This window comes from Altericista sp. CCNU0014, from assembly GCF_044923475.1.
In the GTDB taxonomy this organism is placed as follows: domain Bacteria; phylum Cyanobacteriota; class Cyanobacteriia; order Thermosynechococcales; family Thermosynechococcaceae; genus JAAURS01.
Window position 1 is genome coordinate 4,032,546 of the sequence record NZ_CP137338.1, and the last position, 22,692, is coordinate 4,055,237.

At 53.9% G+C, this 22,692-nt stretch carries 25 protein-coding genes and 1 tRNA gene; 11 read left to right on the plus strand and 15 right to left on the minus strand.

Annotated features, from left to right (window positions below):
* Positions 1-34: 34 nt before the first annotated feature.
* Positions 35-766, minus strand: coding sequence for a response regulator transcription factor RpaB (rpaB, locus tag R6H26_RS19240; protein WP_404784707.1), 732 nt, complete (start codon positions 764-766; stop codon positions 35-37).
* 157 nt (positions 767-923) lie between these two features.
* Here rpaB and radA point away from each other — a divergent pair, with 157 nt between their 5' ends.
* Positions 924-2,378, plus strand: a complete 1,455-nt coding sequence (gene radA, locus R6H26_RS19245) for a DNA repair protein RadA (RefSeq protein WP_404784709.1) — start codon at positions 924-926, stop codon at positions 2,376-2,378.
* Positions 2,379-2,470: 92 nt separating this feature from the next.
* On the opposite strand, the gene R6H26_RS19250 is transcribed toward radA, so the two are convergent.
* The 6 genes from R6H26_RS19250 to moaC form a co-directional block, all read right to left on the minus strand.
* Positions 2,471-4,156, minus strand: a complete 1,686-nt coding sequence (locus R6H26_RS19250) for an ATP-binding protein (RefSeq protein ID WP_404784710.1) — start codon at positions 4,154-4,156, stop codon at positions 2,471-2,473.
* Between the two features lie 65 nt (positions 4,157-4,221).
* Positions 4,222-5,121 carry a tetratricopeptide repeat protein gene (locus R6H26_RS19255; RefSeq protein ID WP_404784711.1) on the minus strand — a complete coding sequence of 300 codons (900 nt, stop codon included), beginning with the start codon at positions 5,119-5,121 and terminating at the stop codon, positions 4,222-4,224.
* 10 nt (positions 5,122-5,131) lie between these two features.
* Positions 5,132-5,821 carry a molecular chaperone DnaJ gene (locus tag R6H26_RS19260; RefSeq protein WP_404784713.1) on the minus strand — a complete coding sequence of 230 codons (690 nt, stop codon included), beginning with the start codon at positions 5,819-5,821 and terminating at the stop codon, positions 5,132-5,134.
* Between the two features lie 32 nt (positions 5,822-5,853).
* On the minus strand, positions 5,854-6,759 hold the full coding sequence (locus tag R6H26_RS19265) for a lysophospholipid acyltransferase family protein (RefSeq protein ID WP_404784715.1): 906 nt from the start codon (positions 6,757-6,759) through the stop codon (positions 5,854-5,856).
* A gap of 76 nt (positions 6,760-6,835) precedes the next feature.
* Positions 6,836-8,158, minus strand: a complete 1,323-nt coding sequence (locus R6H26_RS19270; protein WP_404784717.1) for a DnaJ domain-containing protein — start codon at positions 8,156-8,158, stop codon at positions 6,836-6,838.
* A 4-nt stretch (positions 8,159-8,162) separates the two neighbouring features.
* Positions 8,163-8,663, minus strand: coding sequence for a cyclic pyranopterin monophosphate synthase MoaC (gene moaC / locus R6H26_RS19275; RefSeq protein ID WP_404784718.1), 501 nt, complete (start codon positions 8,661-8,663; stop codon positions 8,163-8,165).
* A gap of 34 nt (positions 8,664-8,697) precedes the next feature.
* Here moaC and R6H26_RS19280 point away from each other — a divergent pair.
* Positions 8,698-8,771: transfer RNA gene (locus tag R6H26_RS19280), tRNA-Arg, on the plus strand.
* A 202-nt stretch (positions 8,772-8,973) separates the two neighbouring features.
* On the opposite strand, the gene R6H26_RS19285 is transcribed toward R6H26_RS19280, so the two are convergent.
* Positions 8,974-9,309, minus strand: a complete 336-nt coding sequence (locus R6H26_RS19285) for an ArsR/SmtB family transcription factor (protein ID WP_404784720.1) — start codon at positions 9,307-9,309, stop codon at positions 8,974-8,976.
* A gap of 84 nt (positions 9,310-9,393) precedes the next feature.
* A complete protein-coding gene (locus tag R6H26_RS19290) occupies positions 9,394-10,212 on the minus strand; it encodes a SirB1 family protein (protein ID WP_404784722.1) in 819 nt (272 codons plus the stop codon).
* Positions 10,213-10,462: 250 nt separating this feature from the next.
* On the opposite strand from R6H26_RS19290, the gene R6H26_RS19295 reads away from it, so the two are divergent.
* The 6 genes from R6H26_RS19295 (at position 10,463) to R6H26_RS19320 (ending at position 15,450) form a co-directional block, all read left to right on the plus strand.
* Positions 10,463-11,029 carry a hypothetical protein gene (locus R6H26_RS19295; protein ID WP_404784723.1) on the plus strand — a complete coding sequence of 189 codons (567 nt, stop codon included), beginning with the start codon at positions 10,463-10,465 and terminating at the stop codon, positions 11,027-11,029.
* Between the two features lie 60 nt (positions 11,030-11,089).
* Complete coding sequence (locus tag R6H26_RS19300) at positions 11,090-12,202, plus strand: S-(hydroxymethyl)glutathione dehydrogenase/class III alcohol dehydrogenase (RefSeq protein WP_404784725.1); 1,113 nt, start codon at positions 11,090-11,092, stop codon at positions 12,200-12,202.
* Positions 12,203-12,249: 47 nt separating this feature from the next.
* Positions 12,250-12,918, plus strand: a complete 669-nt coding sequence (locus R6H26_RS19305; protein ID WP_404784727.1) for a TVP38/TMEM64 family protein — start codon at positions 12,250-12,252, stop codon at positions 12,916-12,918.
* Positions 12,919-12,952: 34 nt separating this feature from the next.
* A complete protein-coding gene (locus tag R6H26_RS19310; protein WP_404784729.1) occupies positions 12,953-14,383 on the plus strand; it encodes a CHAT domain-containing protein in 1,431 nt (476 codons plus the stop codon).
* A 154-nt stretch (positions 14,384-14,537) separates the two neighbouring features.
* Positions 14,538-15,323 (plus strand): HAD family hydrolase, encoded by a 786-nt coding sequence (locus tag R6H26_RS19315; protein WP_404784731.1) that lies wholly within the window; start codon positions 14,538-14,540, stop codon positions 15,321-15,323.
* Entirely contained in the window at positions 15,313-15,450 is a 138-nt protein-coding gene (locus R6H26_RS19320) for a hypothetical protein (RefSeq protein ID WP_404784732.1), read from the plus strand. Before R6H26_RS19315 ends, R6H26_RS19320 begins: the two co-directional genes overlap by 11 nt.
* Before the next feature lie 8 nt (positions 15,451-15,458).
* Here the strand turns inward: R6H26_RS19320 and ald are convergent, their stop codons facing one another.
* A complete protein-coding gene (gene ald / locus R6H26_RS19325; RefSeq protein ID WP_404784734.1) occupies positions 15,459-16,553 on the minus strand; it encodes an alanine dehydrogenase in 1,095 nt (364 codons plus the stop codon).
* A 22-nt stretch (positions 16,554-16,575) separates the two neighbouring features.
* The gene (locus tag R6H26_RS19330) at positions 16,576-16,980 is read right to left on the minus strand and encodes a DUF2358 domain-containing protein (protein WP_404784735.1); all 405 of its coding nucleotides are present in this window, start codon (positions 16,978-16,980) and stop codon (positions 16,576-16,578) included.
* A gap of 66 nt (positions 16,981-17,046) precedes the next feature.
* Here R6H26_RS19330 and R6H26_RS19335 point away from each other — a divergent pair, with 66 nt between their 5' ends.
* From R6H26_RS19335 to R6H26_RS19345, 3 genes are all read left to right on the plus strand, one after another.
* Positions 17,047-18,321, plus strand: coding sequence for an FGGY-family carbohydrate kinase (locus R6H26_RS19335; RefSeq protein WP_404784737.1), 1,275 nt, complete (start codon positions 17,047-17,049; stop codon positions 18,319-18,321).
* 95 nt (positions 18,322-18,416) lie between these two features.
* Positions 18,417-19,646, plus strand: coding sequence for an ABC transporter substrate-binding protein (locus R6H26_RS19340; RefSeq protein ID WP_404784738.1), 1,230 nt, complete (start codon positions 18,417-18,419; stop codon positions 19,644-19,646).
* A 111-nt stretch (positions 19,647-19,757) separates the two neighbouring features.
* Positions 19,758-20,708, plus strand: coding sequence for a branched-chain amino acid ABC transporter permease (locus R6H26_RS19345; RefSeq protein ID WP_404784740.1), 951 nt, complete (start codon positions 19,758-19,760; stop codon positions 20,706-20,708).
* Positions 20,709-21,121: 413 nt separating this feature from the next.
* Here the strand turns inward: R6H26_RS19345 and R6H26_RS19350 are convergent, their stop codons facing one another.
* From R6H26_RS19350 to R6H26_RS19365, 4 genes are all read right to left on the minus strand, one after another.
* Entirely contained in the window at positions 21,122-21,373 is a 252-nt protein-coding gene (locus tag R6H26_RS19350) for a hypothetical protein (protein WP_404784741.1), read from the minus strand.
* On the minus strand, positions 21,357-21,632 hold the full coding sequence (locus R6H26_RS19355) for a BrnT family toxin (RefSeq protein WP_404784743.1): 276 nt from the start codon (positions 21,630-21,632) through the stop codon (positions 21,357-21,359). Before R6H26_RS19355 ends, R6H26_RS19350 begins: the two co-directional genes overlap by 17 nt.
* A 45-nt stretch (positions 21,633-21,677) precedes the next feature.
* Positions 21,678-21,920: a hypothetical protein gene (locus tag R6H26_RS19360; RefSeq protein ID WP_404784745.1), complete on the minus strand. Its 243-nt coding sequence runs from the start codon at positions 21,918-21,920 to the stop codon at positions 21,678-21,680.
* A gap of 203 nt (positions 21,921-22,123) precedes the next feature.
* Positions 22,124-22,630 carry a hypothetical protein gene (locus R6H26_RS19365; protein WP_404784746.1) on the minus strand — a complete coding sequence of 169 codons (507 nt, stop codon included), beginning with the start codon at positions 22,628-22,630 and terminating at the stop codon, positions 22,124-22,126.
* Between the last annotated feature and the right edge of the window lie 62 nt (positions 22,631-22,692).

Sequence of the window (22,692 nt, forward strand, 5' to 3'; positions counted from 1 at the left end):
TCGTCGATCTGCGAAATCGCACCCGCCGCTCCCATCAATTAGACTCATTGGCATCCAAAATCCGCTGAAACAGATACCCCGTCCCCCGTGCCGTGAGGATCAGCTCGGGGTTGCTGGGATCTTCTTCCAGCTTGGCTCGCAACCGCGAGATGTGAACGTCCACCACGCGCGTATCGACATGGCGCTCTGGCGTATAGCCCCATACCTCTTGCAAAATCTCAGCCCGCGAAAACGCTTCGCCAGAACGGCTCACCAATAGCTCTAGCAGGCTAAACTCCATCCCTGTCAAACGGATGCGCTCGTCCCCTTTATAAACCTGCCGCTTATTGGTATCGATACGGATACTCGTGACCTGAATAACACCAGAGCTAGGAATCCCAGGACTTCCATTTTTAGTGACACGGCGCAGCACGGAGCGAATGCGCGCCTCTAATTCCTTGGGGGAAAAAGGCTTGACCACGTAATCGTCAGCCCCTAGTTCTAGACCCGTGATGCGATCTGCCACATCTCCCAAAGCCGTTAGCATAATGATAGGAACGTCCGATTCCTTGCGCAGCTCTTGACAAACCCCATAGCCATCTAACTTCGGCATCATGACATCTAAGACCACCAAATCCGGCACTTCATGGTGAAAAACTTCGATGGCCTCTTCTCCATCAGCTGCGGTAACGACATCGTAGCCAATCATCGAAAGTCGGGTTTCTAGAATTCGGCGGATACTCGCTTCGTCATCCACCACTAAAATTCTTTCTTTATGGTTTTCCAACTGACTTAACGCTCCTTAAAGTCTCGGCTGTTTTAAAGGCTAATTTTTCGACCTCTATGATTAAGTTACCATGAAGTTTGTTAAGAATAAAAATTCACAAAGCCTTTTGCATAAGAGGTTTGAGGGATAAAGGACTTTAATTTTATTTAAGATTTGCATGGCAAAAACGCGTACGAAATTTGTTTGCAATGAATGCGGAGCCGAATCGGCTCAGTTTTTTGGCAAATGCCCTGCCTGTAATAGTTGGGGTACTTTGGTCGAACAAGCGGTAGCGGCATCCTCGGGAGCGATGGATGGGGGGCGCCTAGGTTCGGCACAGCGGCATTCTAGCCGGAGCGGGTCTGTACCGGAACCGCAAGCCGCATTGACTTTGGCACAAATTGTCGAAGTCTCTACGCAGCGCTTTAATTCTGGCTATTCTGAGTTGGATCGGGTATTGGGTGGCGGTATCGTACCGGGTTCTCTGGTTTTGGTGGGAGGGGACCCCGGCATCGGAAAATCGACATTGCTGTTGCAAATGATGAATAGGCTGGCAACCCAGCACCGCGTGCTCTACGTCTGTGCCGAGGAGTCGGGGCAGCAGGTGAAGCTGAGGGCGCAGCGGCTGGGGACGGCACATTTGATGGCTGCGCCTCTAGCGACACCTCCCCCAGCAGATAAGGCCGATTTATACCTGCTGCCAGAAACCGATCTGGAGGTTATCGTGCAGGAGCTAGACGCGCTCCAGCCTCAGGTGGCGGCGATCGACAGCATTCAGGCCATTTATATGCCCACAATGACGTCTGCTCCTGGCTCTGTGGCCCAAGTGCGCGAATGTACGGCAGCGTTGATGCGATTGGCGAAGCGACAGCATATCACATTATTTATTGTGGGGCACGTCACCAAGGAAGGGGCGATCGCCGGGCCGAAGGTCCTGGAACATCTCGTGGACACGGTTCTGTACTTTGAGGGCGATCGCTTTGCCAGCCATCGGCTCTTGCGCTCGGTCAAGAACCGCTTTGGGGCCACCCACGAGGTGGGCGTGTTTGAGATGAGCGACAAGGGCTTGGAGGAAGTGCTCAACCCCTCGGCGCTGTTTTTAGGCGATCGCGGCGAAGCAACGCCGGGAACCGCGACCATCGTGGCTTGCGAGGGCACCCGTCCCATCGTGGTAGAGCTGCAGGCACTGGTGGCCCCCACGAGCTACGCGTCGCCCCGGCGCTCGACAACGGGGGTAGAATACAATCGCTTTTTGCAAATCTTGGCGGTACTGGAAAAGCGGCTCGGCATTCCGCTCTCGAAGCTGGATGCCTACGTTTCCTCGACGGGAGGGCTTAACGTGAGCGAACCGGCGGCAGATTTAGGCGTGGCGATCGCCGTGGCAGCCAGTTTCCGAGATCGGCTGGTAGATCCCTATACGGCGATCGTGGGCGAGGTAGGATTGGGTGGGCAGGTGCGCTCCGTCTCCCAGCTGGAACTGCGGTTGAAAGAGGCTGCCAAGCTGGGATTTAAGCGAGCCATTATTCCCAAAGGTCAAGCGCTAGCAGATACGGGCCTGGAGTTGATTCCCGTGGGGCGAGTGGCCGATGCGATCGTGGCGGCACTGCCCGCCCAGTCGAGGTCTAGCGATTAGCCTCAATCTTTCAGCCGATTTTTAGACGAAAAGTTACCGTGGGGGCGCAAGGCCTTACGCCCCTATAAAATCGCTGTACGACATCTAGGTTTTTAATCAATGGAAACGCCCCGCACAGTCGTCGGTCGGCGCTGTCCGGCCACTGGGGCTTTAGCGGCAACCCGTTCGCGCTGGCGGTGGCTCAGAAAATGATCTTGCCAGAGCGCTGGCGCATTGAGCGTTTCGCCGCCATGGTCGGTCAACCGCTGGCGGACTTGGCACAGAACGGGAGTATTGACGCAAAGTCCCGAGATAATCACTTGGCCCTTAGTCAAGGCCGGAAGTTCCTTGAGCAAATCGCGTCCAGCCGCTTCTACCCCGTACTTCAGGCTTTCTTGATCCACGGGATTGACGATACGCATAATAAACTGGCTCATGCACTGGGACAGCACGTCGGAATCCAGCTTGCCGGGGCGCTGAGTGATCAACCCCACCCCCAAGCCAAACTTTCGCCCTTCGCTCAAGATGGTGCGGATAACGGCCTTGCAGCGGGAGGGTTCGTGGGCGGGGGCGAAGCGATGGGCTTCTTCCAGCAGCACGAAGACCGGGTAAGGCAGATAATTTTCATCCCCTGGCTCGTGTTTTTCTTTGACCGTATTGACGCGGGCTTGGTTCGTCTGGCGCAAAAGAGCGGCGCAAATCACCTGCTGCTCGTCCTGGCTAATTTCATTCATTTGGAGCACCGTCACCTGTCCGGGCTCAAACAGATCCCTGGGACCGAGGTGCTCGAAGGCATGGAAATAATCTGACAGTTCCAACTTGCTCAGTTTCCAATCCAAGGCATCCGCAGAAGAGCCTTGCTTTTCATTGCCGTTATCGTCCTGCACGATATCGGACTGAAACACCGCATGGCGAAGGTCGTTGATATCCCAGCGATCGCCCTTCTTCGACTTGCGCATCAGGTTAAACGCCTTATTGAGGATCGACTGCTGCCGCTCGCTCATTTCCGGCAGCAAGGCCATGACATCGCCGTAGTCCAGCGACGAATAGCGGATGCGAATGTCTTGAGGGTGCAGAATTTTAACTTTGGGTTCGTAGCCATCCTCGCCCCTGAAGGCAGGATGCCCGCGCATTCCATCCAACGTGCCGTACTCGCCGTGGGGGTCGAAAATCATCACCGCCGCTCGGTTGTGGGGGCGCATCAATTCCTCAATCAGCACCCCTGCCGTATAGGATTTGCCCGATCCGGTGCCCGCCAAAATGGCCATGTGGGTGCTGACGAGCTCTTTTACATCCAGCGAGATCGGCACTGACTGTCCTTCTCTGAGCAGCAAGTGACCGACATGAGCAGAACCCACCGCACCCATGGGCTGCTTGTTGAGGATGCCCGTCAAAAAGCGATCGTCAGCCAAATAAACCCTAGCGCCGGGTTCGGGGGGGCGGCGGGGGTTCATAAAACCCAGGCTGGGATGGAAATAGCCAATCACCTCAACGGCCACTTCGTAGATTTCAGGGCTGGGGTACTTAAATCCAATCAGGGCAGCGATGGTACTGGGGTCTACTTCGCTATCGGCAAAAATGCGATCGGGGAGGTGATCGACTAGGCGGCAGGTCGAGATTTTCCCCAGAATGTTGAGAATTTCATCATCGGCACTGTCTAGGCGATAGTACACGAACTCGCCAATTTTAATGCGATCGGTTTGGGCGGTGATGAAGACGTATTGGTTTCCGCTTTCCCCTGGCCCTTTAACCGTGCCGATGACGTGCAGGATGTCCTTGGGCAGCAGGGTAAGCGTCATGAATTCTCCTCAAGCGGTACGGTAATCGATGTTGCCAGATAGAACGAAATCCCAAAATCCTTCGGTTATCGAACGTCGTAGGGCGTATCGTCTTGGGCCAGACAGTGTTTTAAGAAAGTCTCGTAGCGTTTCGCATACTGCGGATTCCGCTGCTTGGCCTTGCCGATCGCCGCGATCGCCGCAGGGAGGTCGCCCAGTTGGCAGTGGACGTAGCCTAAGCCGTAATAGCTATGGGCATCCCGATCGTCGATCGCGATCGCCCGCTGAAAGGCCGCGATCGCCTTATGATAATCCCGTTGCTGAATCAGCGATAGCCCCATGCCATAGTAGGCAAACGCATCCTTGGGGTCAAGGCGCGCCGCTTTCTGAAAAGACGATACCGCTCCCGCAAAATCTCGGCTACCATACAGCACCGCCCCGAGATTGCTGTAAAGGGTCGACTGAGTGGGCCGCAGCAGAATCGCTGCGTGCAGAGACGCCACTGCATCCTGAAAATTGGCAAGGCGGTACTGCGCGACCGCCAAAGCGTTCATTGCTTCCACGGAATTCGCATCTTTTTGAAGCACCCGTCTGAAGTTCTCGAGCGCGCCCTTAAAATTTTCTTGGTTTAGCTTTAGCAAACCGCGCTGGAGCCAGACCTGCGTCCAAGACCGATCCGAGCCAGATTGTACCAACGTAGTCTTGGAGGACTGAGGCGTTTTGAGGCCGGACGCAGACTGGACGGTCGTGAAGTCTTCCAGGAATTCGTCGCAATCCTGAGGTGGCTGCGACGGCGAACTCGCGGGGTTGGGCGACGGCGGTTCGCTGCCTGCGGGCGCATCGGAATTGTTCGCGCTTTCTAACTGGTTGGCTAAGGCTAAACCCTCCTTAAACAAGTGACTTGCTCCCACTAACGCATTTGGGTCTGAGCTACGCGCGATCGAGTAGAGTAAAGGCTTTTCTGTAATTTGAACTGGATATTTCATCGTTTTTACCTTACCCCGTGCGCGTCTTTAACTCATTTAAGCGATGCTGTGCCCGATGGATTTGTTTGTCCAGTTCGCGAGCCATCTCCATCAAAAGATCCCGTCCCAGTTGTTGACTTCGCTTTGCCTTCATTTGTAACTGAAAAATGTCCGTTTTTTCTAGTCCTTTAATTTTTTGCTCGATATTAGCAAGGCGCTGTTCGCTTTGAGCAATTTTTCGGACAGTACGAATCAGTTCGGCGGCGAGATCTTCTCCTTGAATCGATTCGGGACAATTCAACCACTCAAAGAACAGCTCCTGAAGTCGTTCGAGATCCCCACATTCGTAGGCTCGGTTGGCTTCTGCCATGAATAGCTCGCGTTTTGCGCGCGCTTCCGGCTCGGTGGCCAAGTCAGGGTGAATGGCTTTGGCCAGTTGTCGATAAAGCTGTTTTAACTCATGAGTCGGCTTAAAGGAATGGGCTGAGGCCAGATAATCCATATATTCTTCAATTTGAGCTTCGATGCGCTGCAGTTCTTGCTGCCGCATTCCCACTACCTGTAGGTAAACGCGCTCGAAAATATGGAGTTCGGCCTGAAATGTTGCCAACTCCAGCTCGCGTTCTGCTAAGCGGGTTTCGAGATCCGCTAATTCAGTCCGCTTTTTCTGGAGTTCTCGCTCTTCTGGGCTGGGTTCTCTAACTAAGCCTTCACCTGTCATTGCTCGATTTGCCCGCTCGACCCTCAACTAGTCTATACGCTCAACTCCTTTGCCAGATCGTCCAGTGCGGTTTGCATCGAACGGCGCACGTTTTCGTAGCAGTCATTCACGTAGTCTTCGTCTTGGGCCGCATCGGGTCCATAGCGATCGAACACGATCGGTGGGCAGACCCTAGTATGAATCCTCGCAGGGAGGGGTACATGGGGGAGGGGGCCAACGGCCACTCCCCACGGCAAACCTAAATAAATCGGACATACTTCTGGATCGATGCCGAAGAGCCAAGGGAGTCCGAGTTGCTGCCGCAGCGCCTGAACCTGAGGGTAAATATCGGTCAGGACTAAGAAGGTTTCGTGGGCGCCGCAGGAGATGGCCGGAACGATGGGCACTTCTTCCCGCAGGGCGAGTTTGACAAACCCTTGGCGACCGTTGAGATGGATGTCATGGCGCTGGGGATAGGGCCGAAACACGTCCTGAATGCCACCGGGATAGACCAAGACGCTGGCACCGGAACGCAGGGCGGCGATCGCCGTTTTGGGATGGGCCTGCACGGCACCGCCCTGCACCGCCAGACGGGCCAGCGCGGGCATTACCTGCCAAACCTTAGGATGCATGAGTCCGTAGACGGGCCGCTCTAGACCAAATCGCCAGTACCAGTCCACCATCATCATGAACATATCCGGGGCTGCCATCCCGCCATTATGGGAGCCGACGTACAGGGTTTTATCTCTGGGGGAAACGTGCTCCCAGCCGTCGGTAGAGACGCGAAAGTAGTAGTAATAGAGCCATTCCCACCAGGGCATGAGCTGCTCGATCGTATGGGGGTCGCGATCGGTCAGGGACCATCCCTTCAGTCGGTCTGGTGGAGTCTGTTCTGCTTTGAAATAGAGTTCGGAAACGGTCTTTAGCGCTGGAATGACGGAAAGAAAGGGAGGCCGCATGATTGATGCCAAGACGTAGTAAAGCGCGCGACAAGGATTAAAGGCTTCGCAATCGTAGCACGGTGGCGAGTTTGTCTCAGAGAGCGTTGGCCACCAAGGCTGCGATGCCGAGGCTCGCAACGATCGTGCAGGGCACCGCCGCCATCGCGCGAGGCTCGTCGATGTCGCTGAGCTGGGTGCAACCGACGTACAAAATTAAGACGCTGTAGCAAACGGCAACGATCCTGAGGAGGGCTCCGCCGATTCCCAACTGAAAACTGCTGCCTAGGGCCAAAACGGCCATGGGCAAAGCGGCAACCCCTGCCAAGAAAAAATCGGCTGCAACAGAGCCGCGCCCGCGAGCCAGCCGTCGGACGATCGCGCTAGCCAGAACTAGACCCAGGTAAGCGGCCATCCCGATCGCCCCAACCTTCCATAACTCATCTCTGACATATCCCAAGGGTGTACTCTGCTGACCTCCCCTGCTGAGAACGAGACTTCCCACTGCGCTGAGTCCGTAGAGCAGTCCCGTCCAAGCCGCTGGAGCGGGCGTCAACCTGGCAAAGGTTGGCAGCAGGTTGTCGCTCGGGTTAAAGATGAGGCTAGGGATGCCGCCCAAGGCTAATCTCCAGTAGCTTTTTGCAGGCGGGCTGGAGGCTGAGGGCTTTGGGACAGCAGCGGGGGTGGGTGGTTGTAAATCGCGCATCAGAATCTCCGCTTGCTGAACCTGGGTCCAATTTTGTTGGGCGCCGAACAGCTCGATGGCTTTGAGCAAGTCTGGGTAGGCCAAAGCAGCATCTTTCAGCTCGAGCCGCGCTTGGGCGCGGCGATAGTAAGCTTGGGCGAAAAAGACTTCTAGGGCGATCGCCTTGGTATAGGCTTCCACGGCACTCTGGGGATACCCGAGCCGCAAGCGCGCGTTGCCTTGATAGAGGTACGCCTGGGCTGAATTGGGGTTTCTCTGCAGGATTTGGTAGCAGTCTTCTAACGCCGCCCGATCGTCCTTCAGCGCGTCGTAGGCTTGGCAGCGGCCCAGATAGGCTTCTGTTCCCCCTGGAAACAGCGCGATCGCCTGGGTAAAGTCTGCGATCGCGCCGCGGTAGTCCCGCTGGGAGAGTTTGTCAAGCGCCCGCAAATAAAAGGCTTGAGAGGACTTGGGCTGCGGGGCTGCGGCGGCGGTCTCATCGGGAGGTACGGGTTCGTTGAGTTCCTTGCCGTCGTAACGCGATCGCCGTTGGGGGTCGCCGAGCACTTCGTAGGCTTCGGAGAGCTGCTTGAACTGCGCGGCTGCCGCAGCGTTATTGGGATTTAAGTCGGGGTGCACCTGGCGCGCGAGCCGCCGAAATGCTTTTTTGATTTCGAGTGGCGTGGCGTGTTTGGACACCTGTAAAACTGCGTAATAATCGAGACGTTCCGCCATGGGTTTAAGATTCAGCCTGCCATTTGCCAGATTTGCCGCCAGATTTAGACATCAAGCCAATGGATTCAATGGTAATGGCTTTGTCTAGGGCTTTCGCCATATCGTAGAGCGTCAGGGCAGCCACGGACACCGCCGTCAGCGCCTCCATCTCTACGCCCGTTTCGGCTTTAGTGCGAACTGTGGCCTGAATGGCGTACCCCGGCAGCGTTGGCTCGGAGGCGATCGAGACTTTCACGCCGGTCAAGGGCAATGGGTGACACAGCGGGATGAGGGATGAAGTTTGCTTTGCAGCCATAATGCCCGCCAGCCGAGCAGTACCGAGCACGTCGCCTTTGGGTGCGTTGCCTCGCTCTATGGCGTGGAAGGTCGCCAGACTCATGCGGACTTTGCCCTGGGCAGTCGCTTCTCGCACGGTCGATGGCTTTTCCGAAACATCGACCATATTGGCCTGACCCGTTTCATTGAGATGAGACAGGGATAAATCTCGATCGGAATCTTTTGCCATTGCGAACCAGTATGCTATAGTTTTAATTCTGGATGGGCTTGTAGCTCAGTGGACTAGAGCACGTGGCTACGGACCACGGTGTCGGGGGTTCGAATCCCTCCTAGCCCGTTTTTCCATCCTGCAAAACTATTATCGCACGCGATACCTGCTGCTTGAATGCGTTAGTTTTTTGACGCGTTTGAAAGGCAGGTTTAGTTTTTTGGAAGATCATTAAAGTAGGCTATTCCCGAAATAGAAACGACCAACCATTCTGTAGGGGCGTAAGGGCTTGCGCCCCTACGATTCGGTATTCTCTTTTCTAGAAATTACCTTAGTTGTGGCCTGCTGTTTGGTAGCCTACGGGCGGGCATATTTCGCTGAAACGCCGATAGTTTGAGAGGTATTTTTCGAGGCGAACGAACTGCATGATATTGAGGCTGTAGTAAATCCAACGGCCTTCGTGACGCGCGTTGACCAACTCGGCATCCTTGAGGACTTTGAGGTGAAAGGACAGCTTAGATTGGTTGGTATCGAGGGCCTCGCAGAGTCCTCCCACGCATAGCTCCTGTTGCTGAAGTAACTCTAAAACCTTGACGCGTATGGGATCTGACAGGGCGTGGAAGCCGCTGGAAATTTCATCAACGGGAAGCTCGTAAGTCGTTGCCATTAGTGGAGTATTAAAAACAGCTCTGAATCGATCGGTTTTATAAAAAAGGTTGAGGGCAAACACCCTACTCAGTTGTAACCTGAGTTATAAATTTTGGGTAATGCGCTCCAACAATTGAAAAATTAAAGGTCGGTCTTGAGCCTGAGGGATTTTTCCCAAGTAGTCCTCTAGGTCCTGGCGAGCCTCGACCCAGCGTCCTAATTGATAGTACAACACCCCGCGATCGCGGCGCTCCATCGCGGCGTCCGGGTCGACCAGCAAAATTTGCTCGGAGGCGGCCAAGCACTTGTGGAGATCTCCTCGGTTGAGGTAGATGTGCTTGAGATTGTTCAGCATCCGCACCAAAAACTGCTGGGGAGAGATCGGCTCAAAAAATTCGGGCCGCAGTTCGACAGGCTGCTGGTAGATCGTCTCCAGGCGTTTCTTGCAGTCCTCAGGAAACAAAATCTCGCCCTGATGGAACGGATCTACCCACAGCTCCATGTCTTCCCGGTCGGGCCGAATCAAAAAATGTCCTGGGAAATTAATGCCCGTCATCGGGAACCCAATGCGACGCGCGATTTCGAGGTACACCAAAGACAGGGTAATCGGGATGCCCGTGCGGCGATCGAGCACCTCGTTCAAGAAGCTATTGCGAGGGTCGTAGTAGTCCCGTTCGTTGCCGTAAAATCCGAGGGTTTCGAAGAGATAGCGATCGATCGTCTGCAGAATCTTAAGCGGATACGGATCTGGAGGAAGCTGTCGAGCTACCTCTTCCGCCATCGCGTCCAAGCGCTGGAGATAGGGCTGAATCTCTAAGTCGGGATACTCTTCCAACGCAATATAAAGCGCTGCCTCAGCCAAGCAAAAGGGCGCATCTCGATCGAGTTGGCGAAGGTACTGGCGCGTCTGGGAGAATTGCATGCTTCAGTTACAGCGTTGTAGGGGAAAGCCTGGCGCCACGACAGAATTACCGATGGGATTCATCTCTGAAATGGCTTTAAGCGATTGATGGAGAGGGTTACTCCTATTTTAGCCGCCCTGCGGTATTTCTCTTTTACATCGAATAGATCGAAGGACGATCGGGAGATCGAGCTGCAAAACCCAGGCAAGACGTTTTAAGATCGGCAAAGGTGCTGAAATAGAAGAGTCTCATAGGAGGTGGCGACGTGCCATGGTGATAGACGAAATCGATCCAATCCTCGCCTCTCTTTACAAATCGGGCATACAGGCGATCGAACCTGGACTTTGGCAAGTCGAAACATCTGCGTACCGTCTTTTGGTGCTCTTGTCCGAAGATCGATCCTGGCTGCGAATGATGGTTCCGATCGTGTCGGCAGCCGAGGCAGAACCGTTTTGGAAAGAGCTATTGGAGCATAATTTTGACGATACGGGCGAGGTTCGATACGGGCTGCATCAAGATGCGCTGTGGGCGGTCTTTCAGCATGCCTTTCCCTCGCTGACTGCGGAAGACTTTGTCGCGGCGATCGCCCAGCTCACCAATCTCCAGCAACGCGGACTCAACGACTGCTTCGATCGGTATGCCGACGAGCAGGTCGCGCTCATCGTTCGAGCTGCAAAACAGCAAAAGATGTCCTTAGACGCGACCGTCCAAAACCTAGACCGCTTCTACCAAGAGGGCGTGATGGGCGATCTGGACAGCACGCCTGAGGCTCGGGCCGCAACTTTAGAGGCTTGGCGAAATCGCCTGCAACGGTTGTGGCCTGAAATTGAAGGCTGAGAGACTTGGGATGAAAGACTTTGGATGAGACAACTTTAAAGTGCAGGAGTTTCAGACACCATGGATGTAAAAGCGGCGATCGCCCTAGAAGCAGGGCAGCCCCTCGTCATCGAGACCGTTCGGCTTGAGGGTCCTAAGGCAGGGGAAGTGCTGGTTGAAATCAAGGCCACGGGCGTTTGCCATACGGATGCCTACACCCTCTCTGGAGCAGATCCGGAGGGGTTATTCCCCACCATCTTGGGCCACGAAGGTGCGGGGGTAGTAGTAGAAGTGGGGCCGGAGGTGAAATCTCTAAAGGTCGGCGATCGCGTGATTCCGCTCTATACCCCCGAGTGTCGCTGCTGCGAGTATTGCCTGAGCGGTAAAACCAACCTATGCCAAGCCATCCGCGCAACCCAGGGCAAAGGATTGATGCCCGACGGCACCAGCCGATTTTCACGCAACGGTCAAATGTTGCACCACTATATGGGCACCTCCACCTTTGCCAATTACACCGTCTTGCCAGAAATTGCCGCAGCCAAAATCCGCGAGGACGCCCCCTTCGATAAAGTCTGCCTGATCGGCTGTGGGGTCACGACAGGAATTGGCGCGGTTATCAACACGGCCAAAGTCGAAGCAGGGGCAAGCGTAGTGGTATTTGGATTGGGTGGCATCGGCCTCAATATCATCCAGGCCGCGCGCATGGTTGGGGCGGACCAGATCGTGGGAGTCGATCTCAATCCCGCTAAAAAGGCCCTCGCCGAAAAATTTGGCATGACTCACTTTGTGAATCCAAAGGAAGTTGAAGGGGATTTGGTGCCCTACCTGGTGGATCTGACGAAAGGTGGTGCGGACTATAGTTTTGAGTGCATTGGCAACGTGGACGTGATGCGTCAAGCGCTAGAGTGCTGTCACAAGGGCTGGGGCGTGAGCACGATCGTCGGCGTTGCGGGAGCGGGCCAAGAAATCAGCACGCGTCCGTTTCAGTTGGTGACGGGTCGCGTCTGGAAGGGGACGGCGTTTGGAGGTGCAAAGGGACGCACGGATGTTCCTAAAATTGTGGACTGGTACATGAACGGCAAAATCGACATCGATTCCTTGGTGACCCACACCATGCCCCTCGATCGCATTAACGAAGCCTTCGACCTCATGCACGAAGGGAAGTCTATCCGCAGCGTTGTAACGTTTCCCTAAAGTGACAGAAGAATCCGACAGGACTGAGCTAAGGACAAAAAAGCTGCATGAATAAGGCCGCAAGAAAAGTACTTCAATTCTTTCTAATCGTTGGGACGGTGGCCCTTAGCATCTGGCTTTTACGCACTTATGGCTTTGACGTTGAGACTCTGCGCTTGAAAGTAAAATCCCTAGGGATTCTGGCTCCGCTGGTCTTTTTTGGACTGCGCTTTATCAGCGTTGTGATTCCAATCGTTCCAGGTACGGCTTTTGCCTTTGCCTCAGGGCTGACGCTAGGCTTAACTGAGGGGTTGCTAGTCATTGTATTGGCAGACTTTTTGTCGTGCAGCCTCAGCTTCTATCTATCGCGTCGCTACGGTCGAGGGTTGGTCGAACAGCTGATCGGCCAACGCTTCATGAATCGAGTAGATCGGTTGGGCCAACAGCATCTAGAGCGAAATTTTCCGCTGTTAACGGCCTTTCTGATGACGGGGTTTTTCGATTTTGTAAGTTACGGCGCGGGTCTAACCCAAACGGCTTGGTCGCGGTTTTTAGGGGCGCTCTGCATCAGTATTCCGATCGCCCACACTCCAGCGGTAATCGTGGGAGCAAATCTTTTGGAAAAACGTCAAAGTTACGGGTTGCTGGGCATTGCCCTTGCGATCGCCTTTGGCGTTGCGTTAATTACTGGAATGCTCCAGCGCAAAGGAGCAGCTTCCGACGAGCGATCGCGATAGAATCTGAACTTTTACGGACAGCAGCAGCAACACGATGAAAGCATTGCAGTCACAAAAAATACTCGCTTTATTTTTGGGCATTTTCTTCAGTACGGCCTTTGCCCTCAAGCATCCCGATCTCGTTACGGCAGCAGAGCGTTCTCCCTTAGCAGATGGCGGGGCTGGCACGGCGCGACCGATCGCGGCATCCCCTACAGCGGCCAAACCCGTGGGACTAGATGCGGTTCAGCTGGGGCGATCGCTCGATCGGGGCGATGTTGCTGGAGGCATCCAACAGATCGAGCTGGGCTGGAAGCGACAATTCGAAAATTACTATCAGGGCAAATTGACGAGCCGTCTTCTGAATGTCGAGCAAATCGTTCGAGTGCTAGAAAAAAATCATCGCGAATCAGGCCAAAAGGCAGCACTCATTTACGCAGTGCCAGCGACCAACCATTTAGAACTGATCCTGGTGGCTCCAGGCGGTCCTCCAGTGCATCGACGGGTAACGGCAGCCAATCGAGACGCGCTCGCTGCGATGACCAAGGCTTTCCGCAACGAGGTCGCAAATCCCTCAAATTTCAATGGCGCTTACTTGCCCTCTGCTCGGGCGTTGTATCAGTGGACGATCGCGCCGCTAGAGCCAGATCTCAAAGCTCGCGGCATTAACTCGCTTATTTTTTGCTTGGGTAAGGGGTTGCGGGGCTTGCCGCTAGCGGCGCTGCACGACGGACAGCAGTTTTTGGTCGAAAAATACAGCCTCTCTATTATTCCGGCCTTCAACTTGTTGGACAATCGCGTTTCTAAACTTCAGAATGTTTATGTTTTGGCAATGGGGGCTTCGGAATTTAAGGATAAAAGCGCGCTGCCAGGGGTACCCTTGGAGCTATCGACCATCGTGAATCGATTGGGAAGGGGCGAGCGCTGGCTGAACCAAGACTTTACCCTCGCGAATCTCAAGGCCCGACGCGACATTTATCCGTTTGAGATCGTCCACTTTGCAACCCACGCAAAATTCCTCCCTGGAGACGTCACCCAGTCTTACATTCAGTTTTGGGACGACCAGCTGAGGCAGGATCGGTTCAAATCGCTAGGTCTGCGATCGCCCGCGGTACAGCTTTTAGTCTTAAGTGCCTGCCAAACTGCCTTGGGAGATGCGCAAGCAGAGCTGGGCTTTGCAGGGTTGGCGGTACAGTCCGGCAGCAAAGCCGCCCTTGCCAGTCTCTGGGCTGTCAGCGATACGGGAACGCTCGCGCTCATGTCTGAGTTTTATCGCCAGATCCCCTCCGCATCGATCAAGGCAGATGCGCTGCGCAAGACTCAGATTGCCATGCTCAAAGGCAGATTGAACCTTCGCGGCGCCGCTCAGCCGTCCCCCAGCCGCACCGGACAAGCCCCCACTTCCGCCAACGCCGCTCCTGAGGTGGTTGACTACACGCATCCTTACTATTGGTCTGCCTTTACGCTGGTGGGGAATCCTTGGTAGTCCGCCAATACTTGGAGAAATTTGGGCGCTCGATCGCCTTCCCAAGGGCTTTAGCTACAATCAGTCTTTCTTATAGCCCTGTAAAATCTCCCCAATTTTTACAATAAGTTGTTAATGTAAAGTAACGAAATGTTTCAATCCTTGAGTAAGGGTTATGTCGATCGGGTTTGCCGAGGGTGCCGCTGAGTCATCTAATCCTGTCGGTGCAGGGGGCTATGGGTGTGGGGTATCGATGAATCTAACGGTGTTTTGCGATCTGGATGGACCGTTGATCGACGTTTCGCGCCGCTACTACAAAACGTACCAGTTGGCGATCGCCGAAACGCAAGCCTATTTCCAAGTCCAAGGGCGATCGCTGTTGCTGACACCCCTCAGCGAATCTCAATTCTGGCAGATGAAGCAGGAACGCATGCCAGATGAAGACATTGCGTTCTGCTCCGGGCTTCGCTACGAACAAATCGACCTGTTTTTGTCAAACGTTCTCGAAATCGTCAATCAGCCGATCTTGCTCCAAGAAGATCGGCTTCAACCTGGCGTGCGGCGTTCTTTAGAGCAACTGCGCCAACGCGGAGTGCGGCTGTCGCTGGTGACGCTACGCTGCCAGATGGAGGCGCAACAGCTTTTGCAAGAGCTGAACTTGGCCCATCACTTTGACTATATCTGCGGTGCGGAAGATCGATTTTCAGCCTATCAAAACTATGCGGCGGGGAAACAGGCAATCTTAGAAAACCTCATTCGCAATGCAAACGATGACTCAAGCCAATTTTGGGTGATTGGAGATACGGAAGCGGACGTGCTGGCAGGGCAAGCGCTGGGATTGTCGACTGTAGCGCTAACCTGTGGCATCCGCAGCCATGCCTATCTCCAGCGCCTAGAACCCACGACCGTGTTGCCCGATCTGCCCGCTGCCGTCTGCTACCTATTGGCCAATGCCAAGTAGAGGACAAAACCCCTACACTGGGACTTTCGATCCATCCAAGAGCGGCGATCGCGCCTGTAAAACCCGCTTTTTCACCCTGTCGAATCTTCTGCAAATTTTTCGAGCCGACGCGATCGCGTTTCAGTAATTCTTTTCCTACAGATCTGGAAAGACTTCTTGCACGGCAGGATGAACCAAGCGATGGTTTTTTACATTCAGTCCTTTTGCCAACGCGGCATCCGTGGAAAGCGCTTCGAGACCTTCATTGGCTAACTTCACGACAAAAGGTAACGTGCTGTTATTGAGAGCCTGAGTTGAAGTCCAAGGCACCGCTCCAGGCATATTGGGCACCCCATAATGCAACACGCCCTCTTCTACATAGACCGGGTTAGTGTGAGACGTGGGGCGGAGCGTCTCAATGCAACCGCCTTGATCGACCGCCACATCCACAATGACCGAGCCATTATGCATTTCCCGCACTAGCTTTCGCTTCACGAGGGTGGGCGGGCGCTGACCGGGCACGAGCACCGCACCCACCAACAAATCTGCCGTAGGGACCGCTTCGGCGATCGCGCTCGGATGGCTGTACAGCAGCTCCACCCGCGATCCAAACAGCGCTTCCAATTCCGTCAGACGGTTTACATTTACATCCAGCAGCGCGACTCGAGCGCCCATCCCCACTGCAATCCGCGCCGCTTCGGTACCCACCACGCCGCCGCCTAAAATAACCACTTTGCCGGGTTTTACCCCCGGAATACCGCTGAGCAAAACCCCGCGCCCGCCCTGCTGCCGCTCCAAAAATCGCGCGCCAAATTGAATCGAAAGCCGCCCTGCAATGACGCTCATGGGGGCCAGCAACGGAAACTGGATCCGCCCGCCCGCAGAAACTTCAACAGATTCGTAGGCGATCGCCGTAACCCCAGACTCGATCAACTGTTCCGTCAGCTCGCGATTGGCAGCCAAATGCAGATAAGTAAACAACACCAGATCGCCGCGCAGAAAGCCGTACTCTGCGGCCAGCGGCTCCTTCACCTTAACGACAAGGTCCTGCTGCCAGGCGATCGCCGCATCGGACGCGATCTGCGCGCCCGCTTGGACGTAGTCTGCATCTGTAAACCCAGCACCCAAACCCGCCGTCGTTTCGACCGCCACTTGATGGCCTTGCATGCAGAGCAATCGAACGCTGCTGGGCGTCAAACCCACGCGAAACTCTTGGTCTTTAATTTCTTTAGGAACGCCAATGTTGGTCATATTTTCTCAGCGTGCAGAACGATTAAGGCGATTCTATGGTAGACCGCTGCTTTCTCGAAAACAGTTGCCTCAGAACATCTAGCCGCGAACAGTCCCAGTAATCGAGGTGAGATCGAACCAAGCCCGTATCGTCGAGCGCGAGCTCGCTGCGGCCCGAGATTGCCATCTCCGGCTTCCAGGGCAGGGGAGCGATCCAGCGGAGCGTCCACGTCGTTTCGATGCATCGGTCCATCTCGTGGATGCTATGCAGCTCCATCTTCACCGCATCAAACCATCGCGCAATGAAATGAATCATCTTGCGATAGCGCGCCACGCCCTTAAAAGAAGTCAGCGGGTCTTGAAAAAAAACATCTGCCGCATACAGCTCGTAGGTTTGATCTTCAGGAAACCTGGCATAATCCGCTTTAAGGGCTTCAACGATATCCACTCGCTTATCCTGTTGAACTCTACATCCAGCCGTAACCGCGCTTAACTCTAAGTTAACGAATTTTCGATGAAGGTTTGCGTAGGACTCGATTTTGGTACCTCAGGCGCACGAGCGATCGCCCTTTCCCCCACCGCCCAAATCCTGAACGAACAGGCGATCGCCTACTCCACGCCCCAAGAGGCGCGCGATCCGCTGGTTTGGAAAGCGGCGCTGTTCGAGCTGATCGGCGGCATCCCCCAGGAACTGAAGTCGCAACTTGAGGCGATCGCCATCAACGGCACCTCTTCGACGGTATTGCTGTGCGATGTCCGAGGGCAGCCCCTCCTCCCACCAATGATGTACGGAGACAACGGCGATCGCGCCCTACTCCAACAGCTCGAGACGGTCGCGCCTCCCCACAGTTGCGTCCTCAGTGCCAGCTCGAGCCTGGTAAAGCTTCTAACCTTTCAAACCCAACCAGAGCGGGAAAAAGCTCGATATTTTTTGCATCAAGCTGACTGGTTGGCCTTCCTGCTCCACGGACAATTAGGCATCAGCGACTACCACAACAGCCTAAAACTCGGCTACGACCCAGCGACAGAGTCCTACCCCGCCTGGTTTGCAGCGCCGCTCCTTCAGCCCCTCGCCACCCTGTTGCCGAAGGTACTGCCCCCAGGAAGTCTCATGGGCAGGGTTTCTCCGGCGATCGCCGCGCGACTGGCGCTGCCTTTGAGCTGTCAACTTCGGGCAGGCACCACCGATAGCATTGCAGCCTTCCTTGCCAGCGGAGCCGTAAAACCGGGAGAAGCCGTCACCTCCCTGGGTTCCACACTGGTCCTCAAGCTGCTGAGCCAGCAGCGGGTAGACTGTGCCGAGTACGGCATCTACAGCCATCGACTGGGGCATCTGTGGCTCGCAGGCGGCGCATCCAATACAGGCGGTGCAGTACTCGCTCGCTTTTTCTCGGTGGAAGCCCTGACGCAGCTCAGCCAGAAGATCGACCCCACCCGCGAAAGTTTGCTCCATTACTACCCGCTCCTAACGCCAGGGGAACGATTTCCCGTCAACCAGCCGGACCTGCAGCCACAGTTAGAACCTCGCCCTGCCGACGATGTTGAATTTTTGCAGGGTCTGCTCGACAGCATGGCCCGCATTGAAGCGAAAGGGTACGCTTTGCTAGAGCGGTTGGGCGCATCGCCGCTGCAACAGGTCTTGACGGCAGGCGGTGGCGCTAAAAATGAGATTTGGCGTTTAATGCGGCAGCGGCATCTGAAGGTGCCCGTTTGCGCCTCGCCCCACCAGCAGGCCGCCTACGGAACGGCACTTTTAGCAGCAGGCCAAAGCGCCAGAACGTCAGAATAGGGGGTTGTTGCTAGCTCAACGCGCGGAATAAGGCACATTCGCTTTATTCTTCTGTTATAGACCTATCGGAAACGATCTAGATTCTTCATAGCATTATGCGCAAAACATATCCTTGCATTGCGTTTGTAGCACCCTGTGTTTTCGCCCTTGCAGCTTGTACTGGCAGCGGCCCTCAATCTGGGGGAAACAGCAGCCCTGGCGAAAGCGGCTCGACGGGGAAGGGCAGCGCAACGGCGATCGCCATTGGAGTTGGAGTCGCTCAAACCAGCAACGTCGCCCTCCTCGGCCAAGAGCAAGTCACGGGAGCCAAACTTGCGGAAAAGTATTTCAACGAAAAAGGCGGTATCAACGGCACCCCCATTAAACTCGTCTTTCAAGACACGGGCGGGGACGAAGCGGGCGCGATCAATGCCTTTCAAAGTCTGATCGGCAAGGATAAAGTGGTGGGGATTGTGGGACCGACGCTATCCCAGCAAGCCTTCAGTGCCAACCCCATTGCCGATCGCGCGAAGGTACCCGTTCTCGGCCCTTCCAACACGGCTAAAGGCATTCCGCAGATCGGGGAATTTGTCGCCCGCGTTTCCGCTCCGGTTTCGATCGTGGCTCCCAATGCTGTAAAAGCGGCGCTCGAGCTCGATCCCAAGATTAAAAAGGTAGCGGTCTTTTTTGCCCAAAACGATGCCTTCAGTAAGTCCGAAACGGAGATTTTTCAGAAAACCGTAAAGGAGCAGAAACTGGACTTGGCGACCGTACAGAAATTCCAAACCACAGACACCGATTTCCAAACCCAGGCGACCGCTGCCTTGAACCTCAAACCGGATTTAGCCATTATCTCGGGGCTGGCAGCAGACGGCGGTAACCTCGTGCGCCAACTGCGCGAGTTGGGTTACAAGGGCACTATTATCGGCGGCAACGGCCTCAATACCTCCAACGTACTGCCCGTATGTAAGGCCCTGTGCGACGGCGTGCTGATCGCCCAAGCCTACAATCCAGAGTATGCCAGCTCCATCAATCAGGCCTTTCGGAAGGCTTACCAAGCGCAATCTAAGAAAGAGCCGCCCCAGTTTAGCGCTCAAGCATTTACAGGGGTGCAGGTATTTGTAGAGGCGCTCAAGGCGATCGACGGGCAAAGTAAGGTCAGCCAAAAACCGCTAGCGGAACTGCGAGTCGCGCTCAACCAGCAGATCCTCAAAGGCAAGTACGATACGCCCTTAGGCGAAATTTCCTTTACCCCAGAAGGCGAGATCGTCCAGAAAGACTTTTACGTGGCCCAGATTAAAATGGATGCCAATGGCACCAACGGTAAGTTTGCCTTTTTGAAATAATTAAACTTTCCAGGCGGGGTTCGGCTTCGCTCACCCCTCAAACCTCGGGTTGGCGAGGGGTGAGCGAAGCCGAACCCCGCCGCACTAGTTCATCACGATCGATCTTTTCAAATGACTCTTACGCTGTTTCTCCAAAATATTCTCAATGGTCTGTCCGTCGGGAGCGTTTACGCCATCTTTGCCCTGGGTTACACCCTCGTGTTTTCCATTCTGGGCATCATTAACTTCGCTCACGGCGCGGTGTTTACCCTGGGCGCGTACTTTACCTACATCCTGATGGGCGGTGCCTTTGGGTTTAATGGATTGCTCGCTAATCTGAAACTGCCCCTAGAGCTGCCCTTTGCCTTAGCAGTCGCCATCAGCGGCACGCTCTCCGGCCTGGTCTGCATCGCGATCGAGCGTTTCGCCTTTCGTCCCTTGCGACGCCGGGGTTCGGACCCTCTCTTGACCGTGGTTTCAAGCTTGGGCGTGGCGTTTGTCATTGTCAACTCGATCCAATACCTGGTCGGGGCTGAAACCTATACATTTCCAGCCAATACCTACGGCAGCCTTCCGGCAGCGGTGAATTTCGGCACTGCCGAGAACCCCATCCCCATCCGCACGGTGCAGATTATTATTTTTGCCGTGTCTGCGGTCATTCTGACGGGGCTGACCTATTGGGTCAACGCGACGAAGTACGGCAAAGCGATGCAAGCGGTAGCGGAAGATCCGGTAACGGCCAGTTTGCTAGGCATCAACACCGATCGCTTTATCGTATTCACATTTTTTGCGAGCGGTTTTTTGGGCGCTCTAGCCGGAACGCTGGTGGGTTCTAGTGTCAGCATTGCGGGACCTTACTTTGGCATTGGCTTTGGTCTCAAGGGGCTTGCGGTGATCGTGCTGGGCGGGTTGGGGAGCATTCCGGGGGCTGTGGTGGGGGGCCTAGCGATCGGTATTGTTGAAGCCTTTGTGCCGGGCGATTTTTCTGCCTACAAGGACGCGATCGCCTTTGGGATTTTGTTTATCATGCTGTTGGTCAGGCCCCAGGGCTTGTTGGGGCGATCGCAGGTTCAGAAAGTGTAGCGCGCAGTGCCCGAGAGCAGGGCAGTATAATTGCCTTACAGTACAGCGAGCGATTATAGCTTGCGGAAGCGAACGATGACCCCTGCAAAAGCCAGCCTCTACAGCACAGATCGGCTTTTGAACGAAGATTTTTTGCCATGACATTTTGCCGTGTCAGTTAGCTAGAGAAATAGAAAGAACTCGTACTCTGGGCATCCTAAATAACGGCCTGGAGTTGAGCCGACGCAGATAGACTCTGGAACCTGGTTGACTGACAAAGGTTTGGCTTAGATCGATTAGAAGTCTTTTATAGCAAGGGTTACAGCTTTTGTTCGTCAACTTTATGTTTCTGCCGCTTGAAGTCTATGTCAGGCAACGGTTTCAGGGCCTTGGATTCATGTTTTGTCAGTCAACCAGCTCTGGAACTCAGCCGATTACTTTAATACGTTCGGCTCCAACGACTGGTTAGCTGACTGGCGCTGAGCAACCTGCATCAATAGTCGTAATGCCTCGTTTACAGAGTCTTCCGTAGGAAAAGCTTGAGCTACGTCAGAATCAAGAAGAACTAGATTTGTACCTGCTCGATAACGTTCAACATATTTTCCCCTTACGCCCCCACTAAGATGAGAGAAGTCATACTCAGGACGTAACTCATCTTCCATTTCGGCATCAATTTCCCTGTTCATAGAACCTCCTTTCTGGTCGAGTCGCTTTTCGGGCACTAATAATTCGTATTGTTTCTCCTCGGTCAGTATGAGCAACCATTAGAAGCTGTCCAAACCTAGATACACCAATAATAACGTAACGGCTCTCTCCTATCGAATGATCTGGGTCGGGAAAGGCTACTGATAGCGAATCGTTAAATACAGTCGCCGCTTCTTCAAAGGAAACACCATGTTTCCCAAAGTTTGACTCAGCCTTGTCTGGGTTCCACTCAAATTCCATGCGAAACCGTTCACTAATCCACCAACTAAGTCTACCAACTAATTTTTAGTCATAATCAAGATAAATTTCATCTTTACGCAAAACTCTTACAAAGCACCCTGAAACACGATCTAGCAAAACATCAAATTCGCTGTTTGGTATTCTCAGATCGAATGGAATCATATAAATTGGGAGTTCTGTTTGCCTTCCACCGTCTGCTAATCCAATACCAGCACAAAGAATAACTGTAATCTCTCCATTTCGCAGGCATCCTAGAACTCTTGCTGGATAACGCCAATATTCAGACATTTCTGATATCAAGAGAGCACCAAATGCAAGTAGAAAACTTCTGACTTAAAAAAAACTTCAAGCCATCAACCTAACTCCTGGAAGGAAGCCAGCTAACGGCCTGCGCGTCACCGGACGGCAGCACACTTTGTATCATAACCGATAGCGTATACCTCCGTTCCTGTGCACGTGCTGGTTAGGCATTTAAACTTTTCAGCAACTTCTCATGACATTGTCCTTCCACCATCTTGGTTCCGATCAAACCATACATCAGCAGACAGTTTAGTTGCAGGCTTAGAGCCATCATAGTAATTCACATCAACTGTCTCTCCCAAAAGACGAAAGCGCACTCGATTACCATCAACCTCAACAACCTCAATTATATTTTTATCTGTTCCTTCATGTTCACAGTAGTAAAAATTGGTAATCCAGCCATCTCTGCTTTCATCATAGGATTCTGGAATGACTGCCGTAAAACCTGGTTTTATTAATTCCACCTGCAAACCCTGTTCTACTAAATTGAGTTCCCAGTTCGGCTTGGCATGTAAAGGTTCTGTATCTTTCTGCTGCTTGATAGCTAGTCCCATAGATAAAGCAATCCACAGATTCATCATGCCATTTTCTTTGTCTTTGTAAAGATTCCATTCAGCAAGTTCTACTGGGTATATTTCAATCCCATTGAATCTTTCAAGAATGAGAACTGGATTTTCAGGCGATGATGCTAGCTTCATAACCGTTCTTTAGTCTTTTGCGGTTAGTGTCCTGAGTTTTTCGCCATAGAGGCCAAAGCGTG